Genomic DNA, 12,895 nt, shown 5'->3' on the forward strand with positions numbered 1-12,895 from the left:
TTTCCGAGGGATGCTCAATGTTTTACGTGCAACGCGATGCGCAAGGTCAGTTGATTCGCGTGGAAGCCGCGGCCTACGCCGAGGCCACGGAAACGCTGCCGGCCGACCACCATGAAATCCAGGCGTGGTACGCCAACGAAGCGGTGGAAAACAGCCTCAAACAGCTCAAGCAGAGCGACTTTGAAATGATTCGGGTACTCGACGACCTGATTCAGGTGCTGACCCAGAAAGGCGTGATCCGCGTCACCGACCTGCCGCCGGCAGCCCAGGCCAAACTGATGGACCGGACCCAGGCGCGTGAAGCATTGGGCGGGTTGAGTCAGTTGATCGATGAGGATGAGGGCGGGTTGATCTGATCCCCCCGTAATCAAAAGCCTACCCTCACCCCGAGGGAGAGGTAGCCGACCAAGGTGTCAGGCGTATACATCGACCTGAGAAACGTCGGCGTCTCCCCCAATCAGTCCCCTCTCCCTCTGGGAGAGGGCTAGGCTGAGAGCGGGTTTGCAATGACTCACCGCCAAGGCTTCGGCTCACCCAACAACTGTCCCTGCACCCCATACAAGCCCATCTCGCGAATCACCGACAACTCCCCTTCAGTCTCCACCCGCTCGGCAATCAACGGCAGGTCGATGCTGTGCGCCGCACTCTGGATCGCCTCGATAAACAGGCGCTTGTCGCTCTCCTGATCGATCGCGCGAATGTAACTGCCATCAATCTTCAGGTACGCCAGCCCCAGCCGCGCCAGGTTGCCGATCATGCTGAAGCGCCCGCCGAAACGTTGCAGACTCAGGGAGAAGCCGAGTTCCCGCAGACGTCGGGTCAACTGTTCCAGCACGGCTTGTTCGGGCAACTGTTCTTCACCGATTTCCAGGGTCAGCCGCTCGCCCAGATTGGAATGTGCGCGCAGAATCTCGAACACTTTATTCAAGGCCTGCGGGTCGCCCAGGGTCGCTGAAGACAGGTTCAGTGCCAGCGAGTCTTCATGCGTCTTCATCTGCTCGAGCACGCGCTCAAGCATCAAGCGGTCCAGCCGCGCCGTCCAGCCGAAGCGCTCAAGCCAAGGCAGAAAGCGGCCGGCGGGGATGGTCTGGCCCTGGTCATCGAGCAGGCGCGACAGCACCTTGTAATGCAACACCAGTTGCGTGTCCTGCGCGGCCACCACCGGTTGGAAATACAGTTCGAAGCGCTGCTGACTCAAGGCCTGATCGAGCAAGCGATGCCAGGCGTGGTGATCGTCGCCGACATCCGCCACCAGGCTCTGGTCGATACACGCCCAGTTCTGCTCGCCCTGCCCTTCGGCCTGCGCCAGCGCCTGATCGCCGAGGGTCAGCACCGCTTGCGGTGAATCGCCGTGAGCGAACGGGGCGAGGCCGATAGAGGCCACGGCCGGCACATCGGTGGCGCCAGTGGCGTGCAGGCTGCTCAAGGCACTGTCGAGGTTCTGCGCCAGTTGCAGCGCTTCTTCGCGCACCAGCCCCGGTGCCAGCACGGCGAATTCGCCACCGCGAATGCGAGTGACGAGGTTCTGGGTTTCCGGGTATCTGGCGCACTCGCGGGACAGCTGTTCGCCAACGGCTTTCAACAGTTCATCGGTGCGCTGCCCGCCCAGTCGCTGGTTGAGTCCGGCCAGATCCTTGACCCGCAACAACAGCAGATAACCGGAACTGGCCTGCTCCGGGTTGCTCACCCGGTTATGCAGCTGCATCTCGAAATAACGTCGGTTGGCCAGCCCCGTGAGGTTGTCCTGATACGACTCGGCGCGCAGCTTTTCACTGCGTTCGGCCTGCTCCTGGAACAGCGCTTTAAGCTTCTCGACCATCTGGTTCATCGCCTGCACCACCCGTCGCAGTTCAGGGGTGCGCGGCAGTTCCGGCAGGCTGAGGAATTCGCGGCGGGCGATGGCGTGGGACTGCTGGACCATATAATCCAGCGGTTTCAATTGCCGGCGCAGCAGCAACGCGCCGAGCACCGCACTCACCGCGCCACAGATCAGCAGCCAACCCAGACTGCCCAGCGCGCTCTGCCACAGCTTGGCCACGGCGAACATCGGGTGGCTGACCACCTCGACCCGCGCCGCCTGCTCCCAGCCACGGCTGACCAGCGCATCGCCACCGGCCGGTTCAAGGCCGATCAGTTTGACGAACCAGTCCGGCACATTGGTAACGGCCGGTATGCCACTGCGCTCGACGATGGTCTTGTCGGTCTTCAGATCAACCACGCGGATGCTCGCGTAGTAACCGCTGTCGAAAATCGAGCTGACCAGCAGCTCGACCATCGCCGGGTCGTCGATATTCGGTGTCAGCGACAACGCCAGCGCCGTGGCGGCGTCCTGGGCGTGGGAGCGCAACTGATTGACGTACTGGGTGCGCGAGCTCTCCAGACTGACCATGAAGCTGCCGGTGAAGGCGACCACCAGGAACAGACAGATAGCGATCAACAGCTGTTTGAACAAAGACATCTGAGCGCGTGCTCCTAGTTAGTCGTCTCGACCGGAAAACCTTCGGCCTGCATTTTCTTCAGCACATCCTGCCAGCGCGACAGGCGTTTGGTGTCACCCACCTTCTTGTTGCCCTTGGCGCCCGGCAGGTACAGACCTTCGGCATTGAAAGAGTAGACCGGCAACAGGTCGGTTCGCTGGGACGCCGGCTGGATCGGATCGATCAAGCTGTCGAGCACCAGCGGCATGGCGTCGGGGGTGGCATAGTACGTCAGCACCATGTGCGCGCGATTCTGGCGCAGTGCCTTGACGTAGGTGATGCGCAGCTTGTCACTGGAAACACCGAGATGGCGCAGGCTGAAATACTTGGCGATCGCATAGTCTTCGCAGTCGCCGGCGCCCTTCCATAAGGCTTCGATCGGTGTCTCCCAATAATCGACCTCGTGCCACAGGTCGATGTCTTCTACATAACGCACCTGTTTGTTGAAAAACAGGTTCACCACCTTGAGCTTTTCCATCTCGCTGACCTGTTTCTGCGTGGCCAGCAGGTTTTGCCAGGCGTCGATCCGCTGCTGTCCGGCGCCCAGCGGCCCGTACAGCGCCGTGGCTTTGCGGCTGATCGCGGAAAAATCCCAATCGGCATGCAGGCCGCCCAGCATGACGCCAGCCAGCAGCAGTGCGCAGCCTAGCCAGCGCAGTGTCCGGGGGATTGCGAAACGTACCGCCACAGCAGGTTTCCAGAGAGCAGGGAGGAAAGCGTTTGATGGTGAAGCTTAGCCCGGCAAAAAACAATGGCACCATGAGATCATCGCCGGCACGCTAAACTTCACCAATGACAGGGTTCCTCTATGCGGTTTGACATCCGGTAGAGCAATCACTAGTGTCATTTGGATCCAAATTAAGTCGACAGACAGGGTGCGTAGTCGTGACACAGAAGCCCAAACCACTGCAGAGCATCAAAGTCGATGGGCCGATCCCCGCGCACCTGGCCCGCTCGATCATCGAAGAAACCCTGCGCGCCGCCATCCTCGATGGGCGCCTGCCCTGCGGCACCGCCCTGCGCCAGCAGGATCTGGCCGATCTGTTCGGCGTCAGCCGCATGCCCGTGCGCGAGGCCTTGCGCCAGCTCGAAGCGCAGGAATTGCTGAGTGTCACCGCCCACAAAGGCGCAGTGGTAGCCCCACTGATCCAGGGCGATGCGACTGAAACCTACGAGTTGCGAATCCTCCTCGAAACCGCCGCATTGCGGCAGTCGATTCCGCGACTGAGCGCCGCCGACTGCCAACGCGCGGCCGGTTACATCGAAGAACTCGAAGCCCAGCACGATTACACCGAAATCGGTCGGCTCAACCGGTTGTTCCACATGGCGCTGTATAGCAAGGCCCCAAACCGCCGCCTGTTGCGTCTGGTGGAAGACGGCCTCAACGAAGAAGAGCGTTTCCTGCGTTTCAATCTGGAAGCGATGGGCTTGGGCAAACTGTCCCAGGAAGACCATCGCCAGTTGCTCGAAGCGGCGCAGGATCGCAATGTCGAGCTCTCGGTAAAACTGCTCGAGCAGCATCTCAACCGCGGTGTCGAGGTCATTACCCGCTACCTCGCCAGCCCCGCCGCACAAAACCGCAAAGCCGTGCGCTGAATCCGCAACGCCGGGATCAGGCCCCGTGCCTGCCCGGCGAATAACCCGCTTACAAATCCCCGCCCCGATCTGCTGCGCAGCCGCTGGCAAACCCCTGCCTTCCCTCTACCCTCCGTGCGCCGGTCAGCCTGACTCGGTGGTGAAACGGTAATAGCCGTCGCGCTGATTTACCCTCACTCTTGAACGGCCAACCCCATAAAGAACGGGCGACGCCCCGCATCGTCGGCGCCGTCCCCGCACCAGGAACCTACGGAAGGAGCCTTGTCACGGGAAAAAGGAAGTCCAGGCGCCGGTCCCGGCCAATTTCCGCCCCTTTAAATCAATCAATTCATTTCATTAAGAAAGTTGCTTCGAGTGAGGCATTCACTCTTGTTAATCAATTTTGGCCAATATTGACCGAAAGGAGCAACTACGCCCAAATAAAACTTCAGCCAAAAGTTTTATCGGCACTTCTCATACTTGAAAAACAGCAAACTTAAAATAATTAAAAATACACTTGTTAAATACTTTCCCGGTGTATTAGTTTTTCTTCGCCGAGTTTGAACTTCGGCACTCACCCCGGAGTCTCGCCCCAATTCATAAGGGCGGCTCACCGGGACCAGCGCTAAAACCGTAGATAACGCCTGACGCTTATTCACCGGCAATTGTGGCTTCGCCCGATATCCAGGAAACAACTAACTGCGGCGCTATTGATTGCACAGTTGAAAGAGACGTTGCACTTCATATCAATGATAAAGGACATCATGATGCCCACTAAGAACCAACTCGCCCTGAAGAAAGCCGAACTCAGTATTCACCCGATCTTTTCCGAGATCACTTCACTGTCGGTCTTGCGTCGTTTCATGGAAACCCACGTCTTTGCCGTGTGGGACTTCATGTCACTGACCAAGCGCCTGCAGCAGGAGCTGACTTGCACGCGCTTGCCTTGGCTACCGCCGCGTGACCCTCACGCGGCGCGGCTGATCAACGAAATCGTCCTCGGCGAAGAATCGGACGATCGCCTGGCCGAAGGTCACTACAGCCACTTCGAGTTGTACCTGGATGCGATGCGCGAAATCGGCGCGAGCACGACGGCGGTGGAGCGCTTCGTCGCGCTGCAGCAGGAAGGCGTGAGCTACGACATCGCGCTGCAAAGCGTCGCGGTCGACCCGGCCGCCGCGCAGTTTGTTCGCGACACCCTGCGCACCGCCTTGCATGCACCGGGGCACAGTGTCGCGGCGGCGTTTCTGCATGGTCGCGAAAGCGTTATCCCGACCATGTTCCAGCGCATCCTCGACGACTGGGGCATCGGTATCGAGCAGGCGCCGACCTTTCGCTATTACCTGGAACGGCACATCGAAGTCGACTCCGAGGATCACGGCCCGGCGGCCGAGCAGTTGCTGGAACGTCTGGTCGATGGCGATCCTCAACGTGAGGCCGAGGTCTACGCCAGTGCCATCGCTGCCGTGGAAAGCCGCATCGCCCTGTGGGACGGCCTGCGCCTGAGCATGCGCGAGCCGTTGGCGGAGGTGGCCCAATGAACGCCGCTGACTACCAATCCTTCGCTGACGCCTGGGAGAGTCGCGCGACCATTCGCACCCGTCCGCGCCGTGTGCTGGAAAACGACGAGCGTCTGATCTATCCGCTCAGCCGCCAGCCGCTGGTGCTCAGCGAAACCTTTCTGCGTGAATGCCCGCAGCAGCGCGATTTCGCCCTGGTGCAGACGCTGTACAAATTCATCAACGACGTGGTGATTTTCGAGACCGAAATCGTCGACAAGACCGCGCGCAGTATCGCCAAGAATCGCTTTGCCGTGGGCTTTCCTTTCGCCTGTCGCTACGACGCGATGACCGTGGTGGTCGACGAGGATTACCACGCTCTGGTGGCGATGGATTTCATGCAGCAAACGGTGGCCATGACCGGCATCGAACCGATTCAGCTGCCCGATGAAATCGAGCTGAGCCGGGCGATTCCTGCCGCCGTCGCACTGGCGCCGGAGCACTTGCGCAGCGCCGTGGAGCTGATTTGCGTGGCCATCGCCGAAAACACCGTGACCGGCGATGTCGCCGCGTTCGCCCGCGATGACACGGTCAAGCCGTCGATCAAGGGACTGATGGCCGATCACCTGCTCGACGAGGGTCGTCATTCGAGTTTCTGGGCGCGGATGGTGCGCATCTATTGGCACACCGCCAGCGCGGCGGATCGCGACGTCATCGCGCAGATCCTGCCGGTGTTTATCGGCCATTACCTGACCAATGACATCCAGAAATCCTTCGACCTGCGCCTGATCAATGCGCTGCCAGTCAGCGAGGCCACACGACGCTCGCTCAGGGACGAAATGGCCGGACTGGCATTCCCGATCAATCGCCACCATCCGTTGGTGGGCAACATCGTCAAGTTCTTCCACAACAGCTCGCTGCTCGACACGCCTTGCGTGCAGCACGCCCTGCGCGACTACCTGGTTTGATGAGGAGGCCGACATGAAACGTCTCGACATTTTGCTGATGGGCGCCAGTCAGGCCATGACCGACCTGGCGCTGGAACTCGAACAACACGGTCATACCTTGCAGCGCAGCGGTGCCACGCACTCGAAGGTGGATTTGATCATCGACGATGGCTTTATTGCCGCCGGCGACTTTTGTCGCATCCCGCACCTGCATCTGCGTTTGGGTGTCGGTGCACAGAGCCGGTCAGGTCTGCCGACACTCGACCTGCTGTGCTTTCTCGGCTCGACGCTGATCAGCCGTGTGCCGATTGGCGACGAGCCTTCCGGCAATGGTCAGGCGCTGCGCCAGCGCGTGCTGGCGCAGGTGGTGGACGAAGTCGCGCTGCTGGTCAGCCGTTTCTCCCGTGACGCCGACTATCTGAAGGACGTTGCCTCTGTGAGCGCACCGGATTTCGAACGTCTGGAGAACCTGCTGTTTCTCGACAGCCTGGCGTACGTCCATCGACTCAACGACACGGCCAATCCGGCGTTGCTGGCGCAAGCGCGGATGCCGGTGATCGAGCGTCTGCAACAAAGCCTGATCAAGCATGCCGATCGGCCGGCGCTGCACCTCGCCGAACAGTCGATCAGCTACCGCCAGTTGCACACCCACGCCCAAGCGATCCAGCAGCGATTGCAGCCACTGCTCGCCGCGCATCCGCAACCGTGGATCGTCGGCATCTGCCTGTCGAAAAGTCCGGCGTTGTTCGCCTCGATTCTGGCGACGCTGGGCAGCGGCGCGGTGTACTTGCCGCTGGAGCCGAGACATCCGTTGCAGCGTCAGCAATACATTCTGCAGAACGCCGGCGCCGTGTTGTTGCTGCATGACGGCGAGCATCCGCTCAGCGAAACCATGGCCGGGCTGGATGTCAGCCAGATCGACACGGCGCACGTTGATCAGCACCTGCCGTTGATGCGCCAGCGCCCGGCACTCGACGCACCGTGCATGGCCTTGTACACCTCAGGCACCACCGGGCATCCGAAGGGTGTACTGCTCAGCCAGGCCAACCTCGCCCACTTCACCGCGTGGTACGCCGATTACGTGCAACTGCGGGCCGAAAGCCGGGTGCTGCAGTTCTCCTCGCTGAGTTTCGATTCGTCGCTGATCGACATCTTCCCGACCCTGCTCGAAGGTGCCGAACTGGTAGTACCCGACGACACGCAACGGCGTGATCCGCTGCAACTGGTGGCACTGATCCGGCGCCGCCAACTGACCCACGCCTTCCTGCCGCCGGCCCTGCTGAGCATCCTGCCGCTCGAGCAACTGGAGGGCGTGCAAGTGATGACCGGCGGCGATGTCTGCGAGCCGTTCGTCATCGAGCAACTGACCCGCCAAGGCACCTTGCACAACCTCTACGGCCCCACCGAAGCCACGGTGTTGATCACCGCGCGGCAGCTCAGAACCGGCAACAGCAACCGCACCCTCGGCGCGCCGATCGCCAACAGTCAGGTGCTGATTCTCGATGACGAACTGCAGCCGGTGCCGGAGAACACCGTCGGCGAGTTGTTCATCGTCGGCCCCGGCGTCTGCCTCGGTTATCTAAACAATCCACAGCAGACCGCCGAGCGTTATCTGCAGCTGGATCTACCGGATGGCACTCAACTGCGCGCCTATCGCAGCGGCGATATGGCCAAGTGGGGCGCGCACGGCATCGAACTGTGCGGGCGCCGCGACAATCAGGTGAAGATCCGTGGTTTTCGGGTCGAGCCGGAAGAGATCGAACGTTGCCTGCGCGAGAGCCAGTTGTACCGACAGATCGCGGTGGTGATCGACAGCCAGCGGCGGATTCTGGCGTTCCTCGCCCAGCCGCAATCGGAGGTTGCTCGTGAAGCGCTGAAAGCTCACGCGCAACAATTCCTCCCGGACTACATGCAACCGGTGGCGTGGACGGAACTGCCAGGCATGCCCTTCGCCAGTAACGGCAAGGTTGATCGCAAAGCCTTGCTGGAGCTGCCGGTGAGCGTGCAGGACGGCGGCCCGAAATGCCTGCCGGCAAACGCCGACGAAGCCTTGCTGCTGGAGATCTGGGCAGAGTTGCTGGAGCTGCCCACCGGTGACATTTCCACCGACGAGAGTTTCTTCAACCTTGGTGGCCACTCGATTCTGTTGTCGCGGATGTTGCTGCGTTTGCGTGAAGAGTTTGGCCGCAGCATTTCGATCAATCGCTTCATTGAACTGCCAACGATCAGCAAACTCGCCACACTGGTGCGCGGTACCGATGACAGCGCCGTGCTCAGCGCCCAGGCCATGGCCGACGCCGAGCGACCGCTGGATATCGAGCCGTTGCCGATCAGCCGCATGGGCGATGTGCACAAGGTCATCGTTACCGGCGCCAACAGTTTTGTCGGCGTACATATCGTCGAAGCGCTGCTGGGTTGGGGGGCCAGCGAAGTCGCATGCCTGGTGCGCGACGGCGGCGGGCAAACGGCGGCGCAACGCTTTGCCCATGCCTTGCGCGAGAACCGTCTCGATCATCTGGACCTGAGTCGGGTACGGGTTTACGCGGCCGACATCACCCGACCGCAACTGGGCCTGGCTGAAGCGGATTATCAGCGCCTGGATCGCGAATTCGGCGCGCTCGTGCACAACGCCGCCAACGTCAATCACGTGCTTGATTACGAGTCGCTGGCAGCAGACAACGTCGAGCCGGTTTTCCAGTTGCTGCACCTGTGCGAAGGGCAGAGCAAAAAAGTCTTCAACTTTGTCTCGACGCTCTCGGCGTCCAGCACCGTCGATGACGCGGGTCAGGTCCTGGAGCTGCCCGCCGCGCCGACGCCGCCGATCTACATTCGCAACGGCTACAACCTGTCGAAGTGGGTGGGCGAACGCATCCTTGAACGGGCGCGCGAGCGCGGTGTGCGGATCAATCTGTATCGCCCCGGCAACATCAGCTTCAACAGCTTGAGCGGCGTCTGTCAGCCGCATAAAAACCGTTTGATGCTGATGCTCAAGGGGTCGATCCAGCTCGGTCAGGTACCCGCCTTTGCGCTGAATTTCGACCTGATGCCGGTGGACTTTCTCGCCCGCTTCATCGCCTTTCACGCCAGCCGTTATTGCGCCGAACGCGCGGTGTTCAACCTGCACAACCCCGAGCCACTGAGTTGGGACGCCTACGTCGCTTCGTTCCGCGAAACCGGCAGCGAGTTCTCGCTGGTCAGCGTCGCCGACTGGCAACAGCAACTGAGCCGGGTCGATGCCGACAACGCGCTGTTCGGCGTGCTCGGTTTTTACCTCAACGGTTTCGAGGAAGACATTGGCGACATCTCCCTGATCGGCCACGCCAATGCTGAGGCCGGCGTGCAGCAGATGGGCGCGCACTACCCGGAAAAATCCCCGGCGCTGCTGCGCCGCGGCTGCGATTACCTGAAAGAAATCAACTTCATCTGATCCATCAACAAGGAGCTACACCATGAGCACTCTGCAACCCGACACCCTGATCAAAAACCCCCACGGCTGCCACGTCGTATCGTCGGTGGAAGTGCCGGCAGACGCCAAGCAGGTCTGGGCCGTGGTCGGCGACTTTGGCGGTTTCGAGCGATTTATTCCGGCGCTGTCGCACATCGAAATGACTGGCGAAGGCGTGGCTTCGCTGCGCAAGAAATTCTTCAAGGATGGCAACGTGGTGGTCGAGCAACTCAACTCCCGCGATGAGCAGGCGCGGAGCATGACCTGGACGACGATTTACAACACCCTGGGCGTGGCCAATCTATGGGCGGCGATGAATGTGGAATCGCTGGGGGCGGGAAAAGCACGGGCGACCTGGACGATCATTGCCGAGCCGGCCAGCGGCGGTGAGGAGGCGCTACCGGGGTTCAAGGACTTTGTGCAGGGGTTTGCCGATGATGCAATGGGGAATGTGCTGAAGCTGTTTGTTTAAGGCTTTGCACAGGCGGTGAGTGAACCACCGCTTTCGCTGGCAAGCCAGCCCCCACAGGATTCGAGTCGTTCACACATATTGTGTTCGCCAAAAATCCTGTGGGAGCGGGGTTGCCCGCGATTGAACGATAACGCGGTCTGACGGGTGGTCAGATCTTGAAACTGTCGACCAACTGCTTCAACCGGTTGGCCTGCTGCGACAACGCATCACAATCCTTCAACGTTTCGTTGAGGTTGGCCACGCTCTGCTGGTTCAACAGGTTGATCTGATTGACGTCAACGTTGAGGGTCTCCACCACAGCCGTCTGCTCCTCGGTCGCGGCGGCCACCGACTGGTTCATGCCGTCGATTTCACCGATACGCTGGGTCACGCTGACCAGACGCAAGCCGGCCTGGTTGGCCACCTCAACACTCTGCTCGCTGGATGCCTGACTGGCATTCATGGTGGTCACCGCTTCACGGGAGCCGACCTGCAGCGACGTGATCATCTTGTGGATTTCTTCTGCCGACTCCTGGGTGCGATGGGCAAGGTTGCGCACCTCGTCCGCCACCACCGCAAAACCACGGCCAGCCTCACCGGCCCGCGCGGCTTCGATAGCCGCGTTGAGTGCCAGCAGGTTGGTCTGCTGCGAAATGCCTTTGATCACATCGAGAATGTGGCCGATGTTGTCGGTGCTGGCGTTCAGGGTTTCGATCTGCGTGCACGACAGGCTGATTTTCTGCGACAGCTCGGTCATCGCCTGAATGGTCTGCTCCACCACCTGACGACCGTCATCGGCCTGTTCGCTGGCGCCGCTGGCGTGCTGCGAAGCATCGGCCGCGTTGCGGGCGATTTCCTGGGTGGCGGCGCCCAACTGGTTGATCGCGGCAGCGACGCTGTTGGTGCGCGCACTTTGTTCGTCGGAACCGACAATGGACGCATTGGACGACGCCATTACCCGCTGCGACAGGTCGTGTACGTGACGGGTTGCCGACGACACTTCGGAAATCGACGCGTGAATCCGTTCAACGAACTGGTTGAACGCACTGCCCAGTTCGCCAAATTCGTCTTTGCTCTCAACCACCAGACGACGGGTCAGATCGCCTTCGCCCTGAGCGATGTCCTGCATTGCGCGACCCATGGTGGTCAACGGACGCATCAACACATTGATCAACAGGCTCAACAGCAGCGCAATCGCGGCCACCGCCACAAACATTGCGATCAGTGCCGAGGTACGGAACTGACTGAGGGCTGCGTAGGCTTTATCGTGATCAATCGACAGACCGATGTACCACTGCGCATTCGGCAGGTCGCTGACCGGGGTGAACGACAGGATGCGTTCCTGACCGTTGAGCACCACGTTCTGATTGCCCTTCTCGATGCGCACACCGGCATTGGGGTAGATGTCTTTCAGGTTTTTCATCACCTGATCTTTATCCGGGCTGACGATTACCTGACCGTCGGCGCTGACCAGGAACGCGTGACCGAGGCCACCGAAGTCCACCGAGTTGATGATCTTTACCAGGGTTTCCAGGCTCAAGTCACCACCGACCACACCGAGCAATTCGCCGTTCTTTTTTACCGGCATGGCGATGGTCACCACCAGACCACCGACAGCGGCCATGTACGGCGGCGTCAGCATGGTTTTATCGGCGGCGACGGCTTGCTTGTACCAAGGGCGCTGGCGCGGGTCGTAACCGTCCGGCATCTTCGCGTCAGGGCGTTGGGTGAATACACCATTGGCCTGGCCGACGTAAGTGAACTGGAAGTTGGAGGTGAAGGCCGGCTGATCGACCAGACCGGGGAAGTCAGCGTCCTTGCCCTGGTGGGCGACGTTTTGCGCAAGGTTTTCCAATACCAGAATCCGCCCGCTCATCCAGTTCTGCACGCTGCTGGCAGTCAGGTCACCCGCCTGCTGTACGGAGGACTGGAGGTTCTGGCGAATGGTGTTTCGCTGCAGATAGTCGTTGTAGAGGGTGAACAGAGCGAACGCCAGGACCACGACGCCCGAAGCGGCCAACAGGATTTTATGGCTGAACTTGAGATTCATTTCATGGGACTTCTTATGCCAAAAGTGGGGATGCGTTCCGGATGCAACATTCCATGTACAGAGCAGGCAGCGTTCTTCTTGGCCGCTCTACTTTGGTGCACGCATGTCTCACCAGTCTTTCGGCACGGTTCAGAGAAATCTTAGGGTTGTATGGGAAATGGACGGCATTTAGGTCAGATTCCCGCCGAACGGCGCACTAGAGCGTTTGCCGCACCTTGCGATGAGCGTTGACCGGGCGACAATTGAACATTCTTTGATCGCCTGATCTTGGCAGGCTCTTAAACGACAAAACCCCTGTCTGCGTTAGCAGACAGGGGTTCTGAAATTGAATCTTGACGATGACCTACTCTCACATGGGGAAACCCCACACTACCATCGGCGATGCATCGTTTCACTTCTGAGTTCGGGATGGGATCAGGTGGTTCCAACGCTCTATGGTCGTCAAGAAATT

9 protein-coding genes and 1 rRNA gene are annotated in these 12,895 nt (G+C 60.3%); 6 read left to right on the forward strand and 4 right to left on the reverse strand.

Translation table 11 applies throughout. From position 1 onward, the window contains the following. The first annotated feature begins 17 nt into the window (after positions 1–17). Positions 18–356, forward strand: a complete 339-nt coding sequence (locus tag PseuLF5_RS20525; RefSeq protein ID WP_038369138.1) for a hypothetical protein — start codon at positions 18–20, stop codon at positions 354–356. Positions 357–511: 155 nt separating this feature from the next. On the opposite strand, the gene lapD is transcribed toward PseuLF5_RS20525, so the two are convergent. Both lapD and lapG read right to left on the reverse strand, forming a co-directional pair. Next, positions 512–2,458 carry a cyclic di-GMP receptor LapD gene (lapD, locus tag PseuLF5_RS20530; protein ID WP_123470332.1) on the reverse strand — a complete coding sequence of 649 codons (1,947 nt, stop codon included), beginning with the start codon at positions 2,456–2,458 and terminating at the stop codon, positions 512–514. 14 nt (positions 2,459–2,472) lie between these two features. Then, entirely contained in the window at positions 2,473–3,165 is a 693-nt protein-coding gene (gene lapG, locus PseuLF5_RS20535; protein ID WP_064117407.1) for a cysteine protease LapG, read from the reverse strand. Between the two features lie 197 nt (positions 3,166–3,362). On the opposite strand from lapG, the gene PseuLF5_RS20540 reads away from it, so the two are divergent. The 5 genes from PseuLF5_RS20540 (at position 3,363) to PseuLF5_RS20560 (ending at position 10,415) form a co-directional block, all read left to right on the forward strand. Continuing rightward, positions 3,363–4,073, forward strand: a complete 711-nt coding sequence (locus tag PseuLF5_RS20540) for a GntR family transcriptional regulator (RefSeq protein ID WP_123470331.1) — start codon at positions 3,363–3,365, stop codon at positions 4,071–4,073. Between the two features lie 743 nt (positions 4,074–4,816). After that, entirely contained in the window at positions 4,817–5,593 is a 777-nt protein-coding gene (locus tag PseuLF5_RS20545) for a DUF3050 domain-containing protein (RefSeq protein ID WP_123470329.1), read from the forward strand. After that, a complete protein-coding gene (locus PseuLF5_RS20550) occupies positions 5,590–6,519 on the forward strand; it encodes a diiron oxygenase (protein WP_128616474.1) in 930 nt (309 codons plus the stop codon). The genes PseuLF5_RS20545 and PseuLF5_RS20550 overlap by 4 nt, the downstream gene beginning before the upstream one ends. Before the next feature lie 13 nt (positions 6,520–6,532). After that, positions 6,533–9,925 (forward strand): amino acid adenylation domain-containing protein, encoded by a 3,393-nt coding sequence (locus PseuLF5_RS20555; RefSeq protein WP_340134606.1) that lies wholly within the window; start codon positions 6,533–6,535, stop codon positions 9,923–9,925. Between the two features lie 22 nt (positions 9,926–9,947). Beyond that, entirely contained in the window at positions 9,948–10,415 is a 468-nt protein-coding gene (locus tag PseuLF5_RS20560; protein WP_222833946.1) for an SRPBCC family protein, read from the forward strand. Positions 10,416–10,563: 148 nt separating this feature from the next. On the opposite strand, the gene PseuLF5_RS20565 is transcribed toward PseuLF5_RS20560, so the two are convergent. Together PseuLF5_RS20565 and rrf are read right to left on the reverse strand one after the other, a co-directional pair. Next, positions 10,564–12,444 carry a methyl-accepting chemotaxis protein gene (locus PseuLF5_RS20565; protein WP_123470324.1) on the reverse strand — a complete coding sequence of 627 codons (1,881 nt, stop codon included), beginning with the start codon at positions 12,442–12,444 and terminating at the stop codon, positions 10,564–10,566. A gap of 330 nt (positions 12,445–12,774) precedes the next feature. Beyond that, positions 12,775–12,890 (reverse strand): 5S ribosomal RNA (gene rrf, locus PseuLF5_RS20570). Between the last annotated feature and the right edge of the window lie 5 nt (positions 12,891–12,895).

Origin of the sequence: Pseudomonas sp. LF-5 (genome assembly GCF_037626295.1) — a bacterium.
Lineage (GTDB): Bacteria > Pseudomonadota > Gammaproteobacteria > Pseudomonadales > Pseudomonadaceae > Aquipseudomonas > Aquipseudomonas monsensis.

Coding starts and splice junctions, on each gene's coding strand:
- PseuLF5_RS20525 (WP_038369138.1), top strand. CDS start 18: ATGTTTTACGTGCAACGCGATGCGCAAGGTCAGTTGATTCGCGTGGAA.
- lapD (WP_123470332.1), bottom strand. CDS start 2,458: ATGTCTTTGTTCAAACAGCTGTTGATCGCTATCTGTCTGTTCCTGGTG.
- PseuLF5_RS20545 (WP_123470329.1), top strand. CDS start 4,817: ATGATGCCCACTAAGAACCAACTCGCCCTGAAGAAAGCCGAACTCAGT.
- PseuLF5_RS20550 (WP_128616474.1), top strand. CDS start 5,590: ATGAACGCCGCTGACTACCAATCCTTCGCTGACGCCTGGGAGAGTCGC.
- PseuLF5_RS20555 (WP_340134606.1), top strand. CDS start 6,533: ATGAAACGTCTCGACATTTTGCTGATGGGCGCCAGTCAGGCCATGACC.
- PseuLF5_RS20560 (WP_222833946.1), top strand. CDS start 9,948: ATGAGCACTCTGCAACCCGACACCCTGATCAAAAACCCCCACGGCTGC.
- PseuLF5_RS20565 (WP_123470324.1), bottom strand. CDS start 12,444: ATGAATCTCAAGTTCAGCCATAAAATCCTGTTGGCCGCTTCGGGCGTC.